20 protein-coding genes are annotated in these 23,998 nt (G+C 64.8%); 11 read left to right on the top strand and 9 right to left on the bottom strand.

Going from position 1 to position 23,998, the window contains the following annotated elements; all coding sequences use genetic code 11:
• Nucleotides 1-15: 15 nt before the first annotated feature.
• From AC4HIX_RS11740 to argE, 5 genes are all read left to right on the top strand, one after another.
• Entirely contained in the window at nt 16-1,512 is a 1,497-nt protein-coding gene (locus tag AC4HIX_RS11740; protein WP_475053484.1) for an aldehyde dehydrogenase, read from the top strand.
• 27 nt (nt 1,513-1,539) lie between these two features.
• Nucleotides 1,540-2,478, top strand: a complete 939-nt coding sequence (locus AC4HIX_RS11735) for a LysR substrate-binding domain-containing protein (RefSeq protein ID WP_475053482.1) — start codon at nt 1,540-1,542, stop codon at nt 2,476-2,478.
• A gap of 104 nt (nt 2,479-2,582) precedes the next feature.
• The gene (locus AC4HIX_RS11730; protein WP_475053481.1) at nt 2,583-4,652 is read left to right on the top strand and encodes an oxidoreductase; all 2,070 of its coding nucleotides are present in this window, start codon (nt 2,583-2,585) and stop codon (nt 4,650-4,652) included.
• Between the two features lie 11 nt (nt 4,653-4,663).
• Nucleotides 4,664-4,870: a dodecin gene (locus AC4HIX_RS11725; RefSeq protein ID WP_475053479.1), complete on the top strand. Its 207-nt coding sequence runs from the start codon at nt 4,664-4,666 to the stop codon at nt 4,868-4,870.
• Nucleotides 4,863-6,014, top strand: a complete 1,152-nt coding sequence (gene argE, locus AC4HIX_RS11720; RefSeq protein ID WP_475053478.1) for an acetylornithine deacetylase — start codon at nt 4,863-4,865, stop codon at nt 6,012-6,014. Before AC4HIX_RS11725 ends, argE begins: the two co-directional genes overlap by 8 nt.
• 9 nt (nt 6,015-6,023) lie before the next feature.
• Here the strand turns inward: argE and AC4HIX_RS11715 are convergent, their stop codons facing one another.
• Nucleotides 6,024-7,424 carry an aspartate ammonia-lyase gene (locus AC4HIX_RS11715; RefSeq protein ID WP_475053476.1) on the bottom strand — a complete coding sequence of 467 codons (1,401 nt, stop codon included), beginning with the start codon at nt 7,422-7,424 and terminating at the stop codon, nt 6,024-6,026.
• Nucleotides 7,425-7,674: 250 nt separating this feature from the next.
• Between AC4HIX_RS11715 and AC4HIX_RS11710 the strand changes: the two genes are divergently transcribed.
• The 5 genes from AC4HIX_RS11710 to AC4HIX_RS11690 all read left to right on the top strand — a co-directional run bounded on the left by AC4HIX_RS11710 (nt 7,675) and on the right by AC4HIX_RS11690 (nt 12,736).
• Nucleotides 7,675-8,766 carry an ABC transporter ATP-binding protein gene (locus AC4HIX_RS11710; RefSeq protein WP_475053473.1) on the top strand — a complete coding sequence of 364 codons (1,092 nt, stop codon included), beginning with the start codon at nt 7,675-7,677 and terminating at the stop codon, nt 8,764-8,766.
• Complete coding sequence (locus AC4HIX_RS11705) at nt 8,766-9,695, top strand: ABC transporter permease (protein WP_475053471.1); 930 nt, start codon at nt 8,766-8,768, stop codon at nt 9,693-9,695. The genes AC4HIX_RS11710 and AC4HIX_RS11705 overlap by 1 nt, the downstream gene beginning before the upstream one ends.
• 3 nt (nt 9,696-9,698) lie before the next feature.
• Nucleotides 9,699-10,508, top strand: coding sequence for an ABC transporter permease (locus tag AC4HIX_RS11700; protein WP_421054972.1), 810 nt, complete (start codon nt 9,699-9,701; stop codon nt 10,506-10,508).
• 20 nt (nt 10,509-10,528) lie between these two features.
• Nucleotides 10,529-11,566, top strand: coding sequence for an extracellular solute-binding protein (locus AC4HIX_RS11695; RefSeq protein ID WP_475053467.1), 1,038 nt, complete (start codon nt 10,529-10,531; stop codon nt 11,564-11,566).
• A gap of 267 nt (nt 11,567-11,833) precedes the next feature.
• Complete coding sequence (locus AC4HIX_RS11690) at nt 11,834-12,736, top strand: complex I NDUFA9 subunit family protein (protein WP_475053464.1); 903 nt, start codon at nt 11,834-11,836, stop codon at nt 12,734-12,736.
• Between the two features lie 76 nt (nt 12,737-12,812).
• Here the strand turns inward: AC4HIX_RS11690 and AC4HIX_RS11685 are convergent, their stop codons facing one another.
• From AC4HIX_RS11685 to AC4HIX_RS11675, 3 genes are read right to left on the bottom strand one after another with little or no spacing between them, the layout of a single operon-like run.
• Entirely contained in the window at nt 12,813-14,990 is a 2,178-nt protein-coding gene (locus AC4HIX_RS11685) for a xanthine dehydrogenase family protein molybdopterin-binding subunit (protein ID WP_475053462.1), read from the bottom strand.
• Between the two features lies 1 nt (nt 14,991).
• The gene (locus AC4HIX_RS11680) at nt 14,992-15,453 is read right to left on the bottom strand and encodes a (2Fe-2S)-binding protein (protein ID WP_475053461.1); all 462 of its coding nucleotides are present in this window, start codon (nt 15,451-15,453) and stop codon (nt 14,992-14,994) included.
• Between the two features lie 35 nt (nt 15,454-15,488).
• The gene (locus AC4HIX_RS11675) at nt 15,489-16,328 is read right to left on the bottom strand and encodes an SDR family NAD(P)-dependent oxidoreductase (protein ID WP_475053459.1); all 840 of its coding nucleotides are present in this window, start codon (nt 16,326-16,328) and stop codon (nt 15,489-15,491) included.
• 201 nt (nt 16,329-16,529) lie between these two features.
• Between AC4HIX_RS11675 and AC4HIX_RS11670 the strand changes: the two genes are divergently transcribed.
• Complete coding sequence (locus AC4HIX_RS11670) at nt 16,530-17,420, top strand: AraC family transcriptional regulator N-terminal domain-containing protein (protein WP_475053456.1); 891 nt, start codon at nt 16,530-16,532, stop codon at nt 17,418-17,420.
• 37 nt (nt 17,421-17,457) lie between these two features.
• Here the strand turns inward: AC4HIX_RS11670 and AC4HIX_RS11665 are convergent, their stop codons facing one another.
• The 5 genes from AC4HIX_RS11665 to AC4HIX_RS11645 all read right to left on the bottom strand — a co-directional run bounded on the left by AC4HIX_RS11665 (nt 17,458) and on the right by AC4HIX_RS11645 (nt 23,889).
• On the bottom strand, nt 17,458-18,843 hold the full coding sequence (locus AC4HIX_RS11665; protein WP_475053454.1) for an aldehyde dehydrogenase family protein: 1,386 nt from the start codon (nt 18,841-18,843) through the stop codon (nt 17,458-17,460).
• Nucleotides 18,840-20,513 carry an acetolactate synthase large subunit gene (locus tag AC4HIX_RS11660; RefSeq protein ID WP_475053452.1) on the bottom strand — a complete coding sequence of 558 codons (1,674 nt, stop codon included), beginning with the start codon at nt 20,511-20,513 and terminating at the stop codon, nt 18,840-18,842. The genes AC4HIX_RS11665 and AC4HIX_RS11660 overlap by 4 nt, the downstream gene beginning before the upstream one ends.
• 35 nt (nt 20,514-20,548) lie before the next feature.
• Nucleotides 20,549-22,057 (bottom strand): FMN-binding glutamate synthase family protein, encoded by a 1,509-nt coding sequence (locus AC4HIX_RS11655; RefSeq protein WP_490399105.1) that lies wholly within the window; start codon nt 22,055-22,057, stop codon nt 20,549-20,551.
• 312 nt (nt 22,058-22,369) lie between these two features.
• Nucleotides 22,370-22,978 (bottom strand): RidA family protein, encoded by a 609-nt coding sequence (locus tag AC4HIX_RS11650; RefSeq protein ID WP_475053448.1) that lies wholly within the window; start codon nt 22,976-22,978, stop codon nt 22,370-22,372.
• Nucleotides 22,978-23,889, bottom strand: coding sequence for a LysR family transcriptional regulator (locus tag AC4HIX_RS11645; protein ID WP_475053447.1), 912 nt, complete (start codon nt 23,887-23,889; stop codon nt 22,978-22,980). Before AC4HIX_RS11645 ends, AC4HIX_RS11650 begins: the two co-directional genes overlap by 1 nt.
• Nucleotides 23,890-23,998: the final 109 nt, after the last annotated feature.

Here is a 23,998-nt window from a genome sequence, read left to right as displayed (position 1 = left end):
ATCAGGGAGAAAGACATGCTGGACTACACTTACGACGACTGGAAATCCCGCGCCGCGGCGCTGACCTTCCGCGGCCAGGCTTTCATTGACGGCAAATTCACGGATGCGGCCTCGGGGAAGACTTTTGCCAGCGTGAACCCCGCAACGGGCGAGGTGCTGGCGCAGGTCGCCGAATGCGATGCCGAAGACGTGAACCGCGCAGTGGCCGCCGGGCGCCGGGCCTTTGAGGACGGGCGCTGGTCGCGGATGGCGCCGGGGGACCGCAAGGCGGTGCTGCTGCGGCTCGCCGGTCTGATCCGGGAAAACCTGGAGGAGATGGCGCTGCTGGACTCCCTGGACATGGGCAAGCTGGTGACCGATGCGGTGACAATCGACGCGCCCGGATCTGCGCATTTCTTCCAATGGTATGCCGAGGCCATCGACAAGGTCTATGACGAGGTGGCGCCGACCGGGCCGGGCGATCTGGCGCTGGTGTCCCGCGTGCCCTTGGGCGTCGTTGGGGCGGTGACGCCCTGGAACTTCCCGCTCGACATGGCGACCTGGAAGGCGGCGGCGGCGCTGGCGGCGGGCAACTCCGTGGTGCTGAAACCGGCGGAGCAGTCTCCTTTGTCCGCGCTGCGGCTGGCGGAGCTGGCGGCGGAGGCCGGGGTGCCGGACGGTGTCTTCAACGTGGTGCCGGGCTTTGGCGCCACCGCGGGAAAGGCGCTGGGGCTGCATATGGACGTGGACTGCCTCGCCTTCACCGGCTCCACCGCCATCGGCAAGATGTTCATGCAGTATTCCGGCCAGTCGAACCTCAAACAGGTCTGGCCCGAGACCGGCGGCAAAAGCCCGAACCTGGTGTTTGCCGATTGCGAGGATCTGGATGCGGCTGCGGACATGGCTGCCTTTGGCATCTTCTTCAATCAGGGCGAGGTCTGTTCGGCCAACTCACGGCTTTATGTGGAGCGTTCGATCAAGGACGCCTTTGTCGAGAGGCTGATTGCCCGGGCCGAGGCAACCCAGCCGGGTGATCCGCTGGATCCGGCCTCGGAAATGGGCGCCATCGTGGATGAAAAGCAGACCGAGGGCATCATGCGCTTCGTTGAGGCGGGCAAGGCCTCAGCCAATCTGGTGGCAGGCGGTGAGCGCGTCACCGTGGATGGCAAGGGCTGCTTTGTGCAGCCGACGATCTTTGATGACGTGCGCCACGATAACCCTTTGGCACGGGATGAGATCTTTGGCCCCGTCCTGTCGGTGATCCCGTTTGACAGCGAGGAGGAGGCCGTCGCCATGGCCAATGACTCGATTTACGGGCTGGCAGCCTCGGTGTGGACAGACAACCTCAGCCGCGCCTGCCGGGTGGCGGACAAGCTGCATGTGGGTACAGTCTCGGTCAACACGGTGGACGCGCTGTCGGCGCAGACGCCGTTCGGGGGCATGAAGCAGTCCGGCTTCGGGCGGGATCTGTCTTTGCACTCGCTGGAGAAGTACACTGCCCTGAAAACCACCTGGATCAAGTACAAAGCCTGATCCGCCAAGCCCCGGGAGAGCCTGCCCTTGCCAGTCAGATACACGCTGCGCCAGCTGGAGTATTTTGTGGCCGTGGGGGCGGCGGGCTCGATCGCGCTGGCCTCGGAGAAGGTGAATGTGTCGTCGCCGTCGATTTCGGCGGCGATTGCCCAGCTGGAGCAGGAATTCGGGCTGCCGCTGTTCGTGCGCCAGCACGCCCAGGGGCTGGCGCTGACCCAGGCGGGGCGGGTGATGCTGGAGCAGGCCCGCACCGTGCTGCGGGAGGCCGACCGGCTGATGGACATCGCAGGCGATATCTCCGGCCAGGTGCGGGGGCCGCTGGCAATCGGCTGCCTGGTGACCTTTGCCCAAGTGGTGCTGCCTGCAGTGCGGCGTGGGTTCGAGGACCGGTATCCGGATGTGAACGTGCGCCAGATCGAACTGGACCAGGCGGCGATCTTCAGCGGCATCCGGCGGGCGGAGCTGGACATTGCGCTGACCTACAACCTGGATATTCCGGCGGATCTGCGCTTTGTCACCCTGGCGGAGCTGCCGCCCTATGCGCTGGTGGGCGAGGGCCATCCGCTGGCGGATCTGCCCGAGGTCACGGTGAAGGAGCTGCGCGAGCATCCGATGGTGCTGCTGGACCTGCCGTTCAGCGCGGAATATTTTCTGTCGTTCTTTCATGAGGCCGGGATCAAGCCCAACGTGGCCGAGCGCACCCGCGATATGGCGGTGATGCGCAGCCTTGTGGCCAATGGCTACGGTTATTCGATTGCCAATATCCGCCCGGTCAATGACCAGTCCCCCGATGGCAAGACGCTGAAGTTTATCCCGCTGAAGGGCGATTTGCGGCCGATGCGGATGGGGCTGCTGATGGCGCCGGACTCGGAGAATTCGATCACCATCCGTTCCTTCGTCGAGCATTGCGCGGAGCTGGTGAAGGACGGCGCGCTGCCGGGGCTGAACGCCGCGCCCCAGGGCTAGGCCACCGGCTTAGCGGCAGGCTAATCAATGCTTCCGCAAGCGCAACTTTCGCCTTTGGCCCGGTCCTGTACCCTTTGGGCACTCTTGCACGAAGGAGATGGAAATTGCGCGATCCCCGCTATGATATTCTGTTCGAGCCGATGAAGATCGGCCCGCTCACAGCCAAGAACCGGTTTTACCAGGTGCCGCACTGCAACGGCGGCGGCTATCGCGACCCCTCTGCTGCGGCGGCGATGCGGGGCATCAAGGCCGAGGGCGGCTGGGGGGTGATCTTCACCGAACAGTGCGAGATGCATCACACTTCGGAAATCACCCCGTTCATCGAACTGCGCCTGTGGGAGGACAAGGATATTCCGCAGCTGCGCCGGATGTCGGAAAAGATGAAGACCCACGGCGCGCTGGCCGGGATCCAGCTGGCCTATTCCGGGATCAACGGCCCGAACCTTTATTCCAAGGAGGTGCCGCTGGCGCCCTCCGCCCTGCCAATCCGCACCTTCACCAACGACCCGGTGCAGGCCCGCGCGCTGGACAAGCAGGACATCAAGGACCTGCGCCGCTGGTTCGTGAATGCGGCGAAACGGTCCAAGGCGGCGGGCTTTGACCTGATCTGCCTGTATGGCGCACATGGGTTCGGCATTTTCCAGCACTTCCTGAGCCGCGCGACCAACCAGCGTACGGATGAATACGGCGGCTCCTTGGAGAACCGGGCGCGGTTCAGCCAGGAAGTTATCGCGGACATGCGTGATGCGGTCGGGGACACTATGGCGATCACCCTGCGGGTTTCCTTGGATGAAACCATCGGCGAACTCGGTTTCTCCAACGCTGAGGTGCGCGATTATATCGAGATGAACAAGGACCTGCCGGATCTCTGGGACCTGGCACAGGGGACGTGGGAGGATTGCTCCGGCCCGAGCCGCTTCAAGGAGGAAGCCGCGCAGGAGCAGCTGGTGCGCGGCATTCATGAGCTGACGGACAAGCCAATCGTCGGCGTCGGCCGCTTCACCAGCCCGGACGTGATGGCCAAGATGGTGAAATCCGGAACGCTGGACTTCATCGGCTGCGCACGCCCGTCGATTGCCGACCCCTTCCTGCCCAAGAAGATCGAGGAAGGCCGCATCGAGGACATCCGCGAATGCATCGGCTGCAACATCTGCATCACCGGCGACATGACCATGTCGATCAGCCGCTGCACCCAGAACCCGACTTTCATGGAGGAATGGCGCAAGGGCTGGCATCCGGAGAAGATGAACACCAAGGGCAGCAGCTCCAACGTGCTGGTGGTCGGCTCCGGCCCGGCGGGCCTGGAGGCCGCCTGGGCGCTGTGCCGCCGCGGCTATGACGTGGCGGTGGCCGAGGCCAAGGACGTGATCGGCGGGCGGGTGACCCGCGAGCGCCAGCTGCCGGGTCTCAACGCCTGGGGCCGTGTGGTCGACTACCGCGACTATCAGCTGAGCCAGCGCCCGAATGTGGAGATCTACCGCGAAAGCCCGCTGGATGCGGACAGCATCCTGGAGTTCGGGTTTGAGAACGTCTGCATCGCCACCGGCTCCGCTTGGCGCCGCGACGGGGTCTCCCGACAGCATGTGGTGCCGATGCCGGTTGCCGAGGGCGCCAAGGTCTATACCCCTGACGACCTGATGGACGGCACCATCCCCGAAGGCCGCGTGGTGGTCTATGACGATGATCATTACTACATGGGCGGGGTTCTGGCCGAGCTTTTGGCCTCGAGGGGTGCGCAGGTGACGCTGGTCACACCGTCGGCTTATGTCAGCGACTGGACCAACAACACGCTGGAGCAGGTGGCCATCCACCCGCGCCTGGTCGAGGCCGGGGTGGAAATCGTGCTCAATCAGGGCATTACCGAAATCCACGCCGGTCACGTGGTCAGCAACTGCACCTACACCGACCGCACCTGGAATATCGAGGCGGACGCGGTGGTGATGGTCGCCTCGCGCATTGGCAACGACGCCCTTTATGAAAACCTCCTCACCCGCCAAGCGGAATGGCTGGACGCAGGCATCAAATCGGTCAAACTGATTGGTGATGCGAACGCGCCGGGGCCGATTGCGTGGGCAACTTACGCAGGCCACCGCTATGCGCGGGAGCTGGACGGGCCGGACATCGGCGATGCGCTGCCGTTCCGCCGCGAGATCACCGAGCTGGCCGCAGAGTAAGGAGAAAGGTGATGAGTGACGCAGTTTATAAGACAGTCGACGTGGTGGGCAGCTCCGCCAGCAGCATCGAGGACGCGGTGAGCGGGGCGATTGCCCGGGCGTCCAAGACGATCGACCACATTGGCTGGTTTGAGGTGGGCGAGATCCGCGGCCATGTCGAGGATGGCAAGGTCGCCCACTACCAGGTCGGCCTCAAGATCGGGTTCCGGCTTGACTGACCTTGCCAGGACGCTGGAGATCCTGGAGCGGCTAACCGGCTTTGACACGGTCAGCCGCAACTCCAACCTGGATCTGGCCGCCTATGCGGAGGGCGTCCTGACCAGTCACGGCTTTGCGGTGACGCGCATCCCGTCGCCGGATGGTTCGAAAACGGGGCTTTATGCCGAAAAAGGCCCGGCGGGGCCGGGGGTTCTGTTGTCGGCGCATACCGATGTGGTGCCGGTGGACGGGCAGGACTGGACCCGCGACCCCTTCCGCCTGACCCGCGAAGGCGAGTGCGTCTATGGCCGCGGCACCACCGACATGAAGGGCTATGTGGCCAGTATTCTGGCATTGGCCGGCCGGGCGGCAACGGCGGATTTGAAAGAACCTTTGAAGATTGTCCTGTCTTATGACGAGGAAATCGGCTGCGTTGGCATTCAAGAGATGCTGGAGCGTCTGGCGCCGCTGACCGGCAGCCCGCGCGCCTGTTTCGTGGGGGAGCCGACGGAGATGCAGGTGGCCACCGGCCACAAGGGCAAGGCCGCCCTGCGCGCCGTCTGCCACGGCCAGAGCGGCCATTCGGCCCTTGCGCCGGAATTCACCAACGCATTGCATCTGGCAGCGGACTTCCTGTCCGAACTGCGCGCGCTGCAGGCGGATTTCGCCGCCAACGGCGCGCGGGATGCGGCCTATGATGTGCCCTATACCACTGTGCACGCAGGCAAAATGTCCGGCGGCACCGCGCTTAACATCGTGCCGGACCGGGCTGAGCTGACGTTTGAATACCGCCACCTCGCCGCCGACCGTGCCGAAGACATTCTGGCCCGGATTGAAGCCGCAGCGGAAATGGTCAGCGCCCGCTACCCGGCGCCGGAGGCGCGCATCGAAGTGGAGCAGCACAACGCCTACCCCGGCCTTGACGTGCCGCCGGACAGCCCAGTGGTGGCCTATGCCCGGAAACTCGCCCGCAGCAACCGCTCCACCAAGGTGGCCTTTGGCACCGAGGCGGGGTTCTTTGCCCAGCTCGGCATTCCCACCGTGGTTTGCGGTCCCGGCTCGATGGCGGGGCAGGGGCACAAGCCGGACGAGTATCTGGAGCTGAGCCAGCTGGCCGCCTGCGATGCGATGATGGACCGGATCCTGGAAGACCTGACCGGCTGAGGCCGGAGCTTAACGCTCCGGCTCTTTCAGCATGGCCGCAGCCGTTAAAATTTGCTCGGTTTTGTCAGCTGACAATTTCCCGGATTCCGCCAGCACCTCGCGGAGGCTGCGGCCGCTGGCCAGGGCTTCCTTGGCGATCTTTGCGGCGGCGTCATAGCCCAGGTACGGGGCCAGGGCTGTGGCCAGCACCAGGCTGTTGTCGAGCAGCGCGGCGCAGCGGTCCTCGTTGGCGGTGATCCCCTTCACGCATTTCTCTGTCAGGACTTCGATGGCATTCTTCAGAATGCGGATGGATTCCAGCAAGTTATAGGCCACCACCGGCTCCATCGCGTTCAGCTGCAACTGCCCGGCCTCGGCGGCCATGGTGATGGTCAGGTCATTGCCGATCACCTGGTAGCAGACCTGGTTGACCACCTCCGGGATCACCGGGTTGACCTTGCCCGGCATGATCGAGGACCCCGCCTGCACCGCGGGCAGGGTGATCTCGCCAATTCCCGCGCGCGGGCCGGAGGACAAAAGCCGCAGATCGTTGCAGATCTTCGACAGCTTCACCGCCACCCGCTTCAGGACGCCGGAATAGGTGACAAAGGCGCCGAGGTCGGAGGACGCCTCGATCAGGTGGCCCGCCTGGGTCAGCTCAAACCCGGACAGCTCCGACAGGCAGCGCAGCGCCAGCGGCGCATAACCGGGCTCCGCGTTGACGCAGGTGCCGATGGCGGTGCCGCCCAGGTTCACTTCGGTCAGCAGCCGGCTGACATCGCGCAGCCGGTCGATATCCTCGCCCACGGTGACGGCAAAGGAGGCGAACTCCACCCCCAAGGACATCGGCACCGCGTCCTGCAGCTGGGTGCGGCCCACCTTGGCGATGCCGTCGAAGGCCCGGCCGCGTTCGTCAAAGGCTTGCTGCACCCTGTGCAGCGCCTCGCACAGCGGCGCGGTGCTGGCCAGAACCGCCAGCCGGATGGCGGTCGGGTAGACGTCATTGGTGGACTGGCCGTGGTTCACGTCGTCATTGGGGTGCAGATGCGCGTAATCGCCCGGTCGGTGGCCCATCTGCATCAGGGCCAGGTTGGCGATCACCTCATTGGCATTCATGTTGGTGGAGGTGCCGGCCCCGCCCTGGATCATGTCCACGCTGAAATGCTCATGATGCTGCCCGGAGATGATCTCCGCACAGGCCGCGGTGATCGCGGCGGCCTTGTCCTGTGCCAGCCCGCCGGTTTCCGCATTTGCGCGGGCGGCGGCGGATTTCACCATCGCCAAGGCCCGCACCAGCGCCGGGAAATGCGACAGCGGAACACCGGTGATCGGGAAGTTCTGCCGCGCCCGCTCTGTCTGGATGCCGTGCAGGCTGTCTGCGGGCAGGTCCACCTGCCCGATCGTGTCTCGTTCCGTGCGCGTTCCGTGCATTGACTCACCGTTTCGCTGTTGGGAATGCCGCCCCCAGCTTAGCGGTACCTGCGCGCAGGCCAAAGACACGGTTTCCGCCGCAAGGCTTAGGGGCAGGCAAAGCCGAAGAGGGGTGCTGTAAGATATTGATTTTGAACAAGTAAGAAAGATTAGGCAAAGACTAACATTTGCTGAGGGAGTCAATTCTTAGTGCAGCCCCCGGGCCTTCCTATGCTGGATCAAACGAAACGCGGCAGACGGGGAGGCGCAAGTGCCCGGCAACAAGACAGATGCGATTGATGTGCGCAATGCGGTCAAACGCTATGGGGATTTCACCGCCCTCAAGCGCATTTCGCTGACCATCAAGGACAATGAGTTCTTCACTCTGCTGGGGCCTTCGGGCTGCGGCAAGACCACGCTGCTCAGGATGATCGCGGGTTTCGAGGATGTGACCGAGGGCGAGATCCTGCTGTTCGGCGACGAGATCGAAAGCCTGCCGCCGCATCAGCGGCCGGTGAACACGGTGTTCCAGAACTATGCGCTGTTCCCGCATATGACGATCCTGGACAACGTGGCCTTTGGCCTGGAGATGCGCGGCAAGTCCAAATCCGCCGCCCGCAAACGTGCGGGCGAGATGCTGGAGCTGGTCCAGCTGTCGCAATTCGCTGCCCGCAAGCCGTCCCAGCTCTCAGGCGGCCAGCAGCAGCGTGTGGCGCTGGCGCGTGCGCTGGCGCCACAGCCTAAAGTCCTGCTTCTGGATGAGCCGCTGTCGGCGCTGGACCTGAAGCTGCGTAAAGCCATGCAGCTTGAGCTGAAGCACCTGCAGCGGGAAACCGGGATCACCTTCATCTTCGTGACCCACGACCAGGAGGAAGCGCTGACCATGTCCGACCGCATAGCGGTGATGTCGGCGGGCGAGATGCAGCAGCTGGGCACCCCGACCGAGATCTATGAGCAGCCGCGCAACATGTTCGTGGCGGATTTCATCGGGGAAACCAACCTGTTGGAGGTGTCTGTCGATCAGGTGATGAACGGCCGCGCGGTCTGCCACTTTGGCGGCGGTCATGCGCTGACCTGCAATTCGGTGGACGGCATCGGCGCAGGCGCCAAGGTGCATATGTCGGTGCGGCCTGAACGCCTGTTCATGTCCGACGTGCCGGTGGAGGCCGAGAGCCTCAAGGGCCGGGTTGCCGAGAACATCTTTGTCGGCACCGACATCAGCACGCTGGTCGATCTGGCCGAGGGACCGCAGTTCATCGTGCGCACCTCCAATTCCGACCGCGGCAACAAGCGGATCTTTGAGCCGGGCAGCGAGATTTTCGTCAACATGGAGCTGGGGGCCGGGCGCCTCCTGATGGACTGATGGCAGCAGGCGCAGCAAGCGGCGGCTCAGCCCGCGCAGACACCTACAAGGACGCCCGCGGCTGGCTGCTGCTGCCGTCCTGGGCGGTGCTCGGCATCTTTGTGCTGGGTCCCGTCTGCATGATGCTGATCTATTCCTTCCTGACCAAGGAGTTCCGCGGCGGGGTGATCTGGGAACCTTCACTCGCGGCTTACGATCAGTTCTTCTTTGACCGCGGGCTGTTCGGGGATGAGCCGCCGAAGCTCGAGTGGACCTATATCACCATCTTCTGGCGTTCGATCTGGCAGGCCGGGGCGGCGACGCTGCTCAGCCTTCTGATCGGCTTCCCCACTGCCTATTTCATCGCCACGCGGCCGGAAAACGTGCGGCCCGTCTGGGTGTTCCTGATCACCATTCCCTATTGGGTGAATCTGCTGATCCGCACCGTCAGCATGAAATTCCTGCTGCGCGATCAGGGGCCGCTGAATGACTTCCTGATCGGCACCGGGCTGATCGACTCTCCCATCCATATCGTCAACACCAACTTTGCGGTGCAGCTGGGGCTGTTCTACTCCTACCTGCCGTTCATGGTGCTGCCGATTTATGCCGCGGTGGAGCGCTACAACTTCTCGCTCTCCGAGGCGGCGGCAGACCTTTATGCCAGCAAATGGACCACCCTGCGCCGCATCGTGCTGCCTGCAGTGAAACCGGGCGTGGTGGCGGGCTGCATCCTGGTGTTCGTGCCGTCGATGGGCTCCTTCCTGGCGCCGGATCTCTTGGGCGGGGCCAAGAACTTCATGATCGGCTCGCTGATCGAGGAGCAGTTCAAGGGCAACGCCGGCAACTGGCCCTTTGGCGCAGCGGCTTCGATGATCCTGCTGACCATGGTGCTGATCATCCTGATGTTCTCCGCCCGCCAGCAGGCCAAAGCAGACAAGGCAGGGGAATGAGCCATGGCGCATGTGAATGAAAATATCAAAGCCTACAAAGGCTTCCGCTCGGTCACCCTGTTGTGCCTGGTGGTGCTGTACGCCCCTCTGGTGATCGTCACCATCTACAGCTTCAACGCCTCCGCTTCGATCACCAACTGGGAAGGTCTGTCATTCCGCTGGTACGCGGACGTGTTCACCGGACCGGAAAGCGCCAAGTTCAAGAGTGCGGCCTTCAACAGCTTCACCATCGCCATCATGGCGGCCACCGCCAGCACGATGATTGCCACATTGGCAGCCACCGCCATGGTGCGCGGCGGCCAGTTCAAGATGCGCACAGTGTCCTTTGGCCTGATCTCGCTGCCGCTGATGGTGCCGGAGATCGTGACCGCAGTGGCCACGCTGATCTTCTTCAACGCCATCGGCTTCACCCGCGGCTACCTGACCATCCTGGTCGCCCATATCGCCTTCTGCATCCCCTTTGCCTATCTGCCGATCTCGGCCCGGATGCAGGGGATCGAGGACAGCTTCGAGCAGGCGGCGATGGACCTTTACGCCACCCGGCGGCAGGCCTTCACCAAGATCCTGATGCCGCTGATGGCGCCGGGCATCATCTCCGGCTTTCTCTTGGCCTTCATTGTGTCGCTGGATGACTTCATCATCACCAATTTCGTCAAGGGCGCGGGCGTCGAGACCCTGCCCACCGCGATCTTCGGGTCGGTCAAGCAGGGCATCAAACCCAACATCATGGCGATCTCGACCATGCTGCTGAGCGTCTCGGTGGTGATGGTCACCATCAGCTACTTCGTCAGCAAATCCGACAGCAATAAATGATCCAAAACGGGAGGAACCTCATGAAAACCCTGCTGAAATCCAGCGCCGCCGCGCTTGCGCTGAGCCTCGCTGCCAATGCCGCCGCCGCCGAGGGCAAGCTGGTGCTGTACCACTGGTTCGAATACATGCCGCAGGAGCTTTTGGAGAAGTTCACCGCCGAGACCGGCATCAAAGTGACGATGGACACCTATGACTCCAATGAATCCATGCTGGCGACGCTGAAGGCGGGCGGCATGGGCACCTATGACCTGGCGGTGCCGGGCGATTACATGGTCAAGATCATGGCTGGTGAGGGCCTGCTGGACACCATCGGCGACGGTGAGCTGGCCAACAAGGGCAACATCGCACCGGAATGGGCCGACCCCGGCTTTGACCCGGGCCGGGCGCATTCCATTCCCTACCAGTGGGGCTCGACCGCCTTTGCGGTAAACCGCGACGCCTATGGCGGCGATATCCTGACCACTGGCATCCTGTTCGAGCCGCCGGCAGAGCTGTCGGGCAAGATCAACGTGCTGGACAGCCAGGGTGAGATGATGGCGCTGGGATCGCTGCATCTGGGCATCCCCCAGTGCTCCACCGACCGCGACCAGCTGAAGGCGCTGAATGCGATGCTGCAGGGGGCCAAGCAGCATTGGGCCTCGTTCAACTCCGACACTGCCAAGGAGGTGCTGGTCTCCGGCGATGCCGCTGCGGGGATGATCTACGACGGCTTTTCCGCCAAGGCGCGCGCCGAAGGGGCCAATGTGGAATATGCCTTCCCCAAGGAGGGCTATGTTGTCTGGATGGACAATGTGGTGCTGCTGAAAGACGCGCCGAACCGGGAGAATGCGCTGAAATTCATGGATTTCCTGTTGCAGCCTGAGAATATCGCCGCGGTCACCAACTATGCCCAGTACAATGCAGGCGTGGCCGGGACTGAAGCCTATCTGGACGCGGACCTGGCTGCGCTGCCGGAACGCAACCCACCTGCGGCAGCGGGCCAGGGCGTGTTTATCGAGGTCTGCGACCAGCAGACCCAGGCGGTTTACGACCAGATCTGGACCAACCTCAAAAAATGACCGCCGAAGCGAGGGGGCTGTCTGCCCCCTCGCGCTCCCCCGAGAATATTTCCGGCAAGAGGAAGGGAGGAGTGTCTTTAGACCGCGTCTGAGGCCAGCCGGGTTGCAATTCACGCCGGCGGTGGCCTAGGCGGCTCGCCGCGCTATGTGATGGCGCAGCTATGGGTTGTTCCGCCCGGGCGTGTGTGCCGCCCGGGCTGGCCTGTGGCGGGACGGGGCCGGCAGCGGTCCGCGTCAGTTGCACGGGCTAACGCGGGGCAATTCGCCATGAAGACCAGCGTCCGGAATGTTATTGTGCTTGGCGGCACCGGGTTTCTCGGCCAGCGGGTGGTGCGCCGGCTGCAGGACCGCGGCTGCCCGGTCAGCGCCGGAACCCGGTCGCCGGATGCAGCCGCTTCTTATCGCAGCAGCTGGGATAGCGGGGTCCGGCTGGTGGGCATGGATCTCGAGGACCCGGACTCGCTGGCGCGGGCGCTGGAGGGGGCGTCGGCTGTGGTCAATTGCATCGGGTTTTATGCCGAAACCCGCCAGCAGAGCTTTCAGGATGTGCACACCGATGCCGCCCGGCAGATCGCCCGGCTGGCGCGTGACAGCGGTGTTCAGCAGCTGGTCCACATTTCCGGGATTGGCGCCAGCCTGCAATCGCCCTCCGCCTATGTGCGGGCCCGGGCTGAGGGTGAGGCCGCCGTGCGCAGCGTCTGCCCTGGCGCCATCGTCCTGCGGCCCAGCGTGATGTTCAGCCGCAGCGGCGCCTTTTTCGGCGATCTGCAGAAGATCGTCGATCACCTGCCGGTGATCCCGCTGTTCGGCAGCGGGCGTACGCGGCTGCAGCCAGTATGGGCGGGCGACGTGGCCGAAGCCATCTGCCGGATCCTGGATGGCGCGCGGGCGCCCCGCAAGGTGTTTGAACTGGGCGGGCCGGATGTTTTCACCTACCGGGAAATCCTGCGGCGGCTGGCCGCCCGCTCCGGCCGCCGGCGCCTGCTGCTGCCGGTGCCCTTTGCGCTGTGGCGGGCGGGCGCGGCGCCGCTGTCGCTGCTGCCGCGGCCGCCGGTGACCCAGGCGCAGATCGCCCTTATGGAGCAGGACAATACCGTGGGGGAGACGATGGCGGGATTTGCCGATCTCGGGATCACCCCGCACTCCGCCATTGGCATGGGGCTGGTCTGAGCGGCGGGGCAGTCAAATCCCTTTGCTTCAACCGGAATTTCCCGCACCAGGCCACTTGCCCGGTGCGGGGAGCGGCTCAGGCGAAGCTGACGCCGTTCAGGTTCATCGGCAGCTCTGTCACCCGCGGGCCGTCCGCCGCGATGGCATTGGCCAGCGCCGGGGCCGAGGGCGGGGTGCCGGGCTCGCCCACGCCGGTTGGCATCTCGGCAGAGGGCACGATATGCACCTCGATGGCGCCGATATCGCCGATCCGCAGCGGCTCATAGTCCGGGAAGTTGAACTGATCGACGACGCCTTCGGTCAGGGTGATCTCGTTGCGCATGGCATGGCCCAGGCCGTAACCGATGCCGCCTTCCATCTGCGCCTTGATCACATCCGGGTTGACCGCGATGCCGCAATCCACCGCGCAGGTGACCTTTTCGATCTTCACCCCGTCATCGGTATTGCCGGAGATCTCCACCAGCTCAGCCACGTAACTGCCAAAGCTTTTGTGGACGGCGATGCCTTGGCTGCGGCCCTCCGGCGCGCTGCCCCAGCCGCCCTTGTCGGCGGCCAGTTTCAGGACGCCCGCCAGCCGTTGCTGATCGGCGCCGCCGCCCTCCAGCAGGGCGAGGCGGAACTCCACCGGGTCGCGGCCGGCAGCGCGGGCGGCTTCGTCCATCATCACCTCCATCACATAGGCCGTGTGGGTGTGCCCGACTGAGCGCCACCACAGGACGGAGGTCGCCTTGGCCACGTCGGTGAGCCCGGTGAACTGCCCCGGGATCCTGTAGGGGGTGTCCGCTACGCCCTCGACCGAGCTGTGATCGACACCGCCGTGCACCATCATGCTCTCAAACGCGGTGCCCTTGAGGATAGATTGCGCGGCGATGCGGTGGTCCCAGCCGGTGATGTTGCCCTCCGCGTCCAGGCCCACCCGCACCCGGTGCGCCACGGCGGGGCGGTAATAGCCGCCGGTGATGTCATCCTCGCGCGACCAGACCAGTTTCACCGGGCGCGAGCGGTCGGTCAGGGCAAAGGCCAGCGCCGCCTCCACCTGGTAATCCGCCGTCGGCGTGGCGCGTCGGCCGAAGGAGCCGCCGGCAAACATCGTGTTGATGCGGACCTTCTCCATCGGCAGCTGGAAGATCTGCGCCATCGCCATATGCGGGCCGGAGGGGAACTGGCAGCCGTCGTGCAGGGTGACGCCGCCGTCTTCATCGGCCTCGATGGTGCAGGTGAGCGGCTCCATCGGCGCGTGCGCCAGCAGCGGGAAGTAGAAGGTCTGCTCCACCACCTGCGCCGCCCCTTCTATCTGCTCTGTGGTGGCGGCCTGGTCCGCGCCGGTCACGTTATACTCCGGCTCTGCGTTCACCGCGGCCAGCAGTTCTTCGCGGATCTGGTCCGAGCTGCGGTTTTCGGCGTTGGCGAAATCCCAGTCCACGGTGATTGCATCGCGGGCCTGGAAGGCGCCCCATGTGTCCTCGGCATAAACTGCGACACCTGCCTGGTTGGGCAGCAGGGCCGCGCGGAAATAGCCTTTGACCTCCTTGGTACCAGCATCGTCAAACCCGTTGGCCAGCCCGCCCATCCGCGGGCTGCGGATGATGACGGCAACCATCTGGTCCGGCAGATGCAGGTCCATCGCATACATCGCGGTGCCGTTGGTCTTGGGCAGGGAGTCCTTGCGCTTGACCGAGGCATTGCCGATCAGGCGGAATTCGCTGGGCTCCTTCAGCCGCGGCTCTGCCGGGGCCTCCATCTGCGCGGCGGCGGCGACAAACTCTGCCAGCGGCGCCTCTTGGCCTGCGCCCTTGATGACGCCATCCTCCAGCGTCAGCTCCGCGGCGTCTGCGCCCCAGGCCTCAGCCGCGGCCTTGATCAGCATCTCACGCGCGGCGGCCCCGGCCTGGCGGTATTGCATAAAGGAATTGGCCATCGCGGTGGAGCCGCCGGTGCCCTGCATCTGGCCGAACGCCAGGTTGGCATAGCGCGAAGCGTCGGAGGGCGCGAACTCGTATTGGATGTCTTCCATTGAGACGCCCAGCTCCTCGGCGATCAGGGTGGTGAGGCCGGTGGCCGGGCCCTGGCCCTTCTCGAAGTGCTTGACGATTGCGGTGACGGTGCCGTCTGCGCTGATCTTCACAAAGGGGTTCAGCTGCGCCGGCGCGGCGCCTGCGGCCAGAGCGCCGTTGGGGCGGACGCCGACATATAGGACGGCAGCGGCGGCGGCAGCGGATGCGAGGAAGCCGCGGCGGGAGGTGTTGAGGGTCATATCAGGCCTCCATCATTTCGGATGCGCGCTGGATCGCGGCGCGGATGCGCTGGTAGGTAGCGCAGCGGCAGGCGTTGCCGTTCATGTAGCTGTCGATCTCTTCCGCCGATGGCTTGGGGTTTTCGCTAAGCAGCCCCACGGCAGACATGATCTGGCCCGATTGGCAGTAGCCGCATTGCACCACGTCCAGTTCGACCCAGGCGTCCTGCACGGCCTTGGACACCTTGGAGTTCAAGCCTTCGATGGTGGTGATCTCGGCGCCCTCGGCGTCCTCGACATAGGTCTGGCAGGAGCGCACAGGCTCCCCGTCCAGATGCACGGTGCAGGCGCCGCAGGCGGCCACGCCGCAGCCGAACTTGGTGCCGGTCAGCTTCAATTCATCCCGGATCACCCACAGCAGCGGGGTTCCGGGGTCGGCCTCGACCTGATGCGTCTGGCCGTTGAGTTTCAATGAAATTGCCATGGCTATGGGGCCTCCCCTTGGCTGGAATGACAGGTTCAGGATTTTTCGAAGTCGGCAAAGGCATCGGCGTAATCGGGATGCCAGCGCGACAGGGCCGGTCGGTTTTCCAGGATGTCGCCCAAGGCCCAGGTGACCCGGCGGCGGTCGCGGCCCGGTGTGACGTCATTGTCCGGGCAGAGGATATAGAAATCGCCCGCCGCCATGCGGGTCAGCAGGTGGTCCACCGTCTGTTCTGAGGTCCAGGCGGCGGCGGGTTTTTCCGGCATGAAGCTGGCGATCATGCCGGTATAGGTAAAACCGGGCACGAACAGATGCGCGGTGATGGGCGCATCGGCCTGACGCAGGTCATGGGCCAGCATCTCCGTCAGCACCTTCACGCCAGCCTTGGAGACATTGTAGCCCGGGTTGCCCGGCGGTGTGGTGATGCCCTGTTTAGAGCCGGTGTTGACCACTACCGCAGGGCGCGCGGCGCCGATCATCCGGGGAAGGAAGGCCTGCACACCGTTCAGAACGCCAAAGAGGTTCACCTCGATCATCGCGCGCCAGGCGTCCGGTTCTTCCCAGCTGCCGGAGGGGCGGGCGATGCCTGCGTTGTTCATCAGCACAGCCACCTCGCCCGCGTCAAAGGCCGCATCGGCCAAGGCTGTGAGGTCCTGCGGCTTGCTGACGTCGGTTGGAACCGCCAGCACCGGCGCGCCGGCCTTCACCTGGCTGCGCAGCTTTTCGGCTGCCTGGTCCAGCGCCTCGCCCGGCAGGTCGGCCAGCACCACCCCCAGCCCGGCCTGGGCAAACCGTTCTGCTGCCGCAAATCCAACTCCGCTGGCGCCGCCGGTCACCACCGCCACGCCGCCTGCTGCAATCGCGTCTTTGTACATGAGATGTCCTCCCGGAAGCGTTGTGCCGCCAGGGCTTGCCGCCGCCCCGGCTGTGTTTGTTGCAGCAAAAGGTAGGGCGCGCGGGACGGATTGCCTTGCCTGATCCTCCGGATGATCTGCCTGATCCTCCGGCGGGCCGGGAATTGCGGTTCTTTCGCCGCCGCCGCCCGCCTATATTCAGGGCGAAGAGGAGGACCGCCCATGGTGCCGCAGGATCTGATCGACGACGTTGCCGCCTTTGTCCGCGAAAAAGGCGCGCCGGAAGACGGGTGCGAGACCGGGGTCGACGGGCTGTTTGCCTTTTGCCGCGAGACCCCGACCGCGTTTCAGGCGATGGTCTATGAGCCGGTCATGTGCCTGGTGCTGCAAGGCGCCAAGGAAGCGCATCTGGAGGACCGGGTGATCCGATACGGCGCGGGCATGTCGCTGATCGTCAGCCACGCGCTGCCGGTCACGGCCGGGGTGATCGAAGCTGCACCAGAGAAGCCCTATGTCTCGCTGGCGCTGCGGCTGGATCTGGCCACCGCGCGCAGCCTTTATGATGAGATCGGCGCGGCGGAGGGGCAGCAGCGGGGCACGCATTCGATGAGCGTGGCGGACAGCGACACGGCGCTGACCGATGCGATGGCGCGGCTGTTCCGGCTGTCGCAGGACCCGGTGGAGGTGCAGGCGCTTGCGCCTTTGGTGCTCAAGGAGATCCATTTCCGGCTGTTGCGGGCCCAGCACGGCGGGATGCTTCGGCAGCTGCTGCTGCACGAAAGCCCGGCCAGCCGGATTTCCAAGGCGATTGCGCTGATCCGCACCGGCTACAAGGCGCCGATCGCGGTGGCAGAGCTGGCCGCCGCGGCGGGGATGAGCCAGTCGACCTTCCACGAGCATTTCAAGTCGCTCACCTCCACCACGCCGCTGCAATACCAGAAGGAGCTGCGCCTGCTGGAGGCGCGCCGCCTGCTGATGAGCGGCGGGAAATCGGTGGCCTCGGCGGCGTACGACGTGGGCTATGAAAGCCCGACCCAGTTCAGCCGGGAATATGCCCGCAAATTCGGTATCCCGCCGCGGGACGAGAAGCCGGCACAGGCGGCGGCGTCCTAGGCAGGCTTTTCGACGGCCTGCCCGGTGCACCACCGCGTCAGAGCTTGATCACCGCCATCTTATCCTGGGTCATGTCATGCATCGTGTAGCCGATGCCGCCGGTGTTGTAGCCGGACTGGCGGCGGCCGGCGAAGGGCATCCAGTCAACGCGGAAGGCGGTGTGATCGTTGACCATGACCGCGGTGGCATCGAGCTGGCGTACTGCCTGCATCGCGGTGTCAAGGCTTTGGGTGAAGACCGCGGCCTGGAAGGCATAGGGCAGGCTGTTGGCGGCCTCAATCGCCTGCGGAATGCTGTCGGTGCTGTAGACGCAGATCACCGGGCCAAAGATTTCCTGCTGCGAGACGCGGGCATCCGCGGGCGGGTCCAGCAGCACGGTGGGGGCGTAGGTGGTCTCGCCCAGGCGCTTGCCGCCCGCCAGCAGTCTGGCGCCGCCGTCCAGCGCCTCGTTCACCCAGTCCTCGACCCGGTCGACCTCGCCCGGGCGGATCAGCGGGCCGCAGTCGACGGTTGGGTCGGTGGCGTCGCCCACTTTCAGCGCCTTGGCGGCCTCAGCCAGTTTCTGCGCGATCTCTTCGGCCCTGGCGGCGGGGGCAAAGACGCGCTGGACCGAGACGCAGACCTGGCCGGAGTGGTAGAAGCCGCCCTTGGCCAGCAGCGGGATCATCGCGTCGATCTGCACATCCTCGGCCACGATCACCGGGGCGGCGCCGCCGTGTTCCAGCGCGCAGCGGGTGCCGGGAGCGAGTTTCGAGCGCAGCATCCAGCCGACGCGGGCGGAGCCGATGAAGGAGAAGAAGCCGACGCGCGGGTCGGTGATCATCATCTCTGCCACCGCGTTGGAGCAGACCACATCGCGGCACCAGTCCTGCGGCAACCCGGCCTCATGCAGCATGGCGACGAAGGTTTCGCAGGACAGCGGCGTATCCATTGCCGGTTTGACGATCACCGGGCAGCCGGTGGCGACGGCGGGGGCGACCTGATGCACGATCAGGTTCAGCGGGTGGTTGAAGGCGCTGGCGGCCACCACCACGCCGATCGGCTCGCGCTGGGTAAAGGCGATGCGGCCCGATCCGGCCTCGGTCAAATCCATCGGGATTTCGGTGCCGGTCGTCTGGCCGATCTCATGCACGCAGAGCCCGACTCCGTCGATGGCGCGCTTGACCTCGACCTTGGCGTCCACCAGGGGCTTGCCGCCTTCGCTGGCGATCAAGAGAGCGAGCTCGTCAAAGCGGTCCTCCATCAGCCGGGCGGTTTTCTTGAGGATATCTATCCGCTTGTAGGCCGGCAGCCACCCATCGCGCTGGCGGAACAGGTTGTGCGCGGTGTCCAGCATGGCGTCGATTTGATCCCAATCGCTGGTTTCGACCGTGCCGATACGCTCAAGGCTGAAGGGGTTCACGACGTCTATGGGTTCGCTCATATCAGGCATACCTTTGCGGCCAGTTCCTCGATCAGGACCCGCTGGTTTTCGCTGTAGTCCACCGGCACATCAATCAGATGCACGCCGCCTGCGTCAAAGGCTTTTTCAAAGGTGGGCAGCAGGTCTTCGGTGCGCTCGATCCGGTGGCCGGTGGCGCCGTAGCTGCCTGCGTACTGGACAAAATCGGGGTTGTTGAACTCCAGCCCCCAGTCCCCGAACCCGGCGTGCGCCTGTTTCCAGCGGATCATGCCATAGGCGCTGTCGTTCAGCACGGTGACCACCAGGTTCAGGCCGAGGCGGACAGCGGTTTCCAGCTCCTGGCTGTTCATCATGAAGCCGCCGTCGCCGCAGATCGCCATCACCCGGCGGTCCGGGTGCAGCTTGGCCGCCATCATCGCCGAGGGCAGCCCTGCGCCCATGGTCGCCAGCGCGTTGTCCAGCAAAACGGTGTTGGGCTGGTAGGCCTTGTAGTTGCGGGCGTACCAGAGCTTGTAGATGCCATTGTCCAGCGCGATGATATCGCATTCCCCCATCACCTTGCGGGTGTCGGCCACCAGCCGCTGCGGGATCACCGGGAAGCGCGCGTCATCGGCGCCTTCGGAGATATGGCCGTCGGTCTCCTGCTTGACGCGCTCGAAATAGCTGCGGTCGAAGTCCAGCGGCCCGCCCAGGATCTTGCCCAGCCGGGTGATGGACTGGGCCAGGTCGCCGACCACCTCCAGCTGCGGAAAATAGACCTGGTCGACCTGCGCCGCCTTGTAGTTCACATGGATCACCTTGGTGCCGCCTTCCTCCATGAAGAAGGGCGGTTTTTCGACCACGTCGTGGCCGACGTTGATGATCAGGTCGGCGCGTTCGATGGCGCAGTGCAGATAGTCGCCATCCGACAGCGCGGCGGTGCCCAGGAACAGGTCCGAGCGTTCGTCGACCACGCCCTTGCCCATCTGGGTGTTGAAGAAGGGGATCTGGATCAGGTCGGTGAAATCGCAGAGCGCGGAGCGGGCCTTGCGGCGGTTGGCGCCGGCCCCGACCAGCAGCAGCGGCATCTTGGCGGCCCGGATCATCTCCGCCGCCTCGTTCAGCACCTCGTCCCCTGCCACTGCGTAATGGCGCGGGTGCGGTTGCAGGACGGAAGTATCGGTTTCCTCTGCCGCGATATCCTCCGGCAGTTCCAGCAGCACCGCGCCGGGGCGTTCCTCCTCGGCGGTGCGGAAGGCCTCGCGGATCAGCGCCGGGATGGTGTTGCCGTGCACGATCTGCTTGGACATTTTGCAGATCGGGTCGAACAGGCCCACCACGTCGATGATCTGGAAGCGGCCCTGTTTCGATTTCTTGATCGGTTTCTGGCCGGTGATCATGATCAGCGGCATGGCCCCCAGATGGGCATAGGCGGCGGGGGTGGCGAAATTGGTGGCGCCGGGGCCAAGCGTGGCCATGCAGACGCCCGCCTTGCCGGTCAGGCGGCCATAGGTGGCGGCCATGAAGGCCGCGCCCTGCTCGTGGCGGGTCAGCACCAGTTCGATCTTGGAGGTGCGCATGGATTCCAGCAGGTCGAGATTTTCCTCGCCCGGGACGGCAAAGACGTATTCGACGCCTTCGGTCTCCAGTGCGGCAACAAGCAGGTCGGAGGCTTTGGATGGAGCTGGGGTCGAGGATTGGGTGTCTGGCATGGGGGCTCCTGTTGGTTGAATGGCTTGGGGGCGGGTTACTGCGCGGCGTGCTGCTGCTCCGGCGTGGGATACAGCTCATCCATCGAGACGGAGCGGCCGTTATCCAGCACGATGCGCGCGTGGTAGCGTTTCAGCAGCCGCGGCTCGGCCACGCCGCAGCTGTGGGCGATGATGCCGACCTCTTTCTTCATGTTCTTCGCGTAATAGGCGACGCGTTCGGATTTGCTGGCCGGGTCGAGGCCGAACTGTAGCTTGCGGTTGTGGGTGGTGATGCCGGTGGGGCAGGTGTTCTTGTTGCACTGCAGGGCCTGGATGCAGCCGAGCGCAAACATGAAGCCGCGGGCGGAGTTGACGAAATCGGCCCCGGCGCAGAAGGCCCAGGCGGCCTCTGACGGGTTGATCAGCTTGCCGCTGGCGCAGACCTTGATGCGGTCGCGCAGGCCATAGCGGGTGAGCACGTCGACGGTCAGCGGCAGGCTTTCGCGCAGCGGCATCCCCATGTTGTCGATCAGGCTCATCGGGGCGGCGCCGGTGCCGCCGTCGGCGCTGTCGATGGTGATGAAGTCCGGCGCGCTTTCGATGCCGCGGGAGAGGACCTCCTGGCACAGCCCCTCGATAAAGCCATAGGCGCCGAGCACCGCCTTGAAGCCCACCGGCTTGCCGGTCACCTCGCGGACATAGGCGATCATGTCCAGCAGGTCGCCGACGCAGTCGATTTCCGGGTGGCGGTTGGGGCTGATCGCGTCCTCGCCGGGGGTGAGGCCGCGGATTTCGGCGATTTCCTTGGTGACCTTGGCGCCGGGCAGGATGCCGCCCTTGCCGGGCTTGGCGCCCTGGCTGAGCTTCAGTTCGAACATGCGGACGGTTTCATGGGCCGCCACCGCGCGCAGCTTGTACTCGTCAAAGCCGCCCTCGGGCTTGCGGACGCCGAACTTGCCGGTGCCGATCTGGAACACGATGTCGCAGCCGCCTTCCAAATGGTAGGGCGACAGGCCGCCCTCGCCGGTGTTGAGCCAGATGCCGGCCTTTTTGGCGCCGGCCGAGAGCGCCCGCACCGCGGGAACCGAAATGGCGCCATAGCTCATGCCGGAGATATTGAAGATCGAGTCCGTGGTGTAGGGGTGGCGCGCATAAGGGCCGAGGGTGAGGGCGGCAGGCGGCGAGGCGTCCTGCGCCAGCGACGGGAAGGGGCAATTGGCGAAATAGACGGTGCCGGGCCGCCGCAGGTCACGGGTGGAGCCGAAGGCGATGGTGGAGTCGACATTCTTGGCGGCGCGGTAAACCCAGGAGCGTTCGGCGCGGTTGAACGGCATCTCCTCGCGGTCGAGGGCAAAGAAGTATTGCCGGAAAAACTCTCCCAGGTGCTCGAACAGATACCGGAAGCGGGCAATCACCGGATAGTTGCGGCGCAGGGTGCTGTCGGTCTGTGTCTTGTCGCGGACATACAGAACGATCAACCACAACAGGCCTGCTCCGATGGCAAATACAAAAAGGTAAGACAGCAATTCGAGCAGCGCCAGGACGGTGCTGGATATCTGGGACATGTTCTCCATCGCTCCTTCAGGGGCTCGGCGGCGGTTGGCTCCGCACGCCCGGCTTATGCCGTTACAGAATGTGCATCGGCCGCAGGTAATGCATTCACGGGCCGATCACTTCCTCAGGAGCCGCGCCGGAGGCGGTATGAAAGCCGCAGGCCCGCAGGGCAGGTGCGCCCTGGGTATAACGGGTGGCAGGCCGGTTTGGTTCCACCCTGCGGCGCGGGCGCCGCTCCTGTTCGCGATACTGCGCCAGCGGGGCGAAAGTTGTCCAGACCGAGGGACGGGCCGACTGCCTAACTCAGGCGGCCGGGTCCGGCGTCAGGCTTCCGGCCTGATACGGAATACCGCCTCAATCTCAACAGCCGCGTTTGCGGGCAGGCTTGCGCTGCCGACAGCAAAACGCACATGGTTTGCTTTCTCCGGCCCCAACGCCTGCACCATGAAGTCCGACGCACCGTTCACGGCTTTGGGATGGTCGGAGAAATCCGGGTGGGCATTCACGAAACCGCCCAGCTTGATGAGCCGTTCGATCCTGCCGAGATCGCCGATGGCGGCTTTGGCGCGGGCCAGGATGCCGATCCCGCAGCAGCGCGCGGCTTCGATCCCTTGTTCAATATCGATGTCCTGGCCGAGCTTTCCTTGGATTACCCGGCCATCTGGCGCTATGGATATCTGCCCCGAGATATACAGAAACTCCCCATCCACCAGATAAGGGGCGAAATTGCCCAGGGGCCGGGGGGCTTGGGGCAGTATTACTCCAAGGCTTGCCAGGTTCTTTTCAATCGAATTCATGAAATAGCTCCGAAGATTGATCTGTGTTTGGTAAAAATGCGCCGGATCAGGGTTAACGCGATTGGCAACCCATGCCCAGACTTGAACCAGGGTATGGCTGCCCAGGACCAATGGCTTTCCAGTCTGCAGGATCATCAGGTTTGTGCGGCGGGTGCGGGCCGGTGCCGGCAGGCGGCGCGGACATCCTGGACAAACAGCTCCACCGCGCGCCGGTGGACCTGGTTGCGCCGGGTGGCGAGGCAAAACGCGGAGTGCCAGCGCAGCTGCGGGTGGGTGAGCTCGCGGAACCGGCCTGCGCGCACCCAGGCATCGGCATAATGCACCGGCAGCGGGCCGAGGTACTGGCCGGTTTCGATCAGCATCGCCATCGCCTCCATGTTGGCGACCACCGCCTGGGGGTCGGGGCTGCCGAGATCGGGGGAGACCAGCATGTCATAGGAGCGCTGGCAGAGCGGGTGCTGGGCGACTTCCTGCGGGCTGACCTGCTGCTGCGGCAGGGTGAACAGCGGGTGGTCCTGGCCGCAGTAAAGGCGATGTTCCTCGCTGCACAGCTCCTCATAGGCCAGGTCGGCGATCTGGTTGCGGAACGGTGCGATGGCCGCATGCAGGGCGCCGGTGATCAGCTGCTGGGTCAGGTCGGCGGGGGAGGCAACGACGATTTCCAGCCGCACTTCGTTGGGGCGGGCGAGGAATTTCCGCAAGGCGCGGGTCAGGTTGAGGCCGGGCAGGCTGCTGACCGCGTCCACCACGCCGATGCGCAGGTCGCCGGTGACGGCGTCGCGCAGCTCCAGCAGTTCGGCGTCGAAGTCGCGCGCGCTGCGCAGGATATCGCGGGCCTTTTCATAGGCGATCTCGCCGCGCTCGGTCAGGCGGAAGCCGCCGCGGCCGCGCTCGCACACCCGGTAGCCGAGCGAGGTTTCCAGATCGCGGATGCGGATGCTGATCGCTGACTGGGTGACTCCCAGCGCATATTGCGCGTCAGAAAACCCGCCGCAGTCGACGACGGCGACAAAGGTCTCCAGCAGCGTATTGCGCAGAAGCTTCATGGTGCGGATCCTCCCTGCGGTGCGGCAGCTATTACATGAGACTTTTTCATGTGAGCATAAGCAATGTGAAATAGTTTTATGCTGTGCACTGTGCTGAACTGCCGCCAGA

Source organism: Leisingera sp., assembly GCF_982940295.1.
This window is presented reverse-complemented; position numbering and strand designations above follow the sequence as displayed.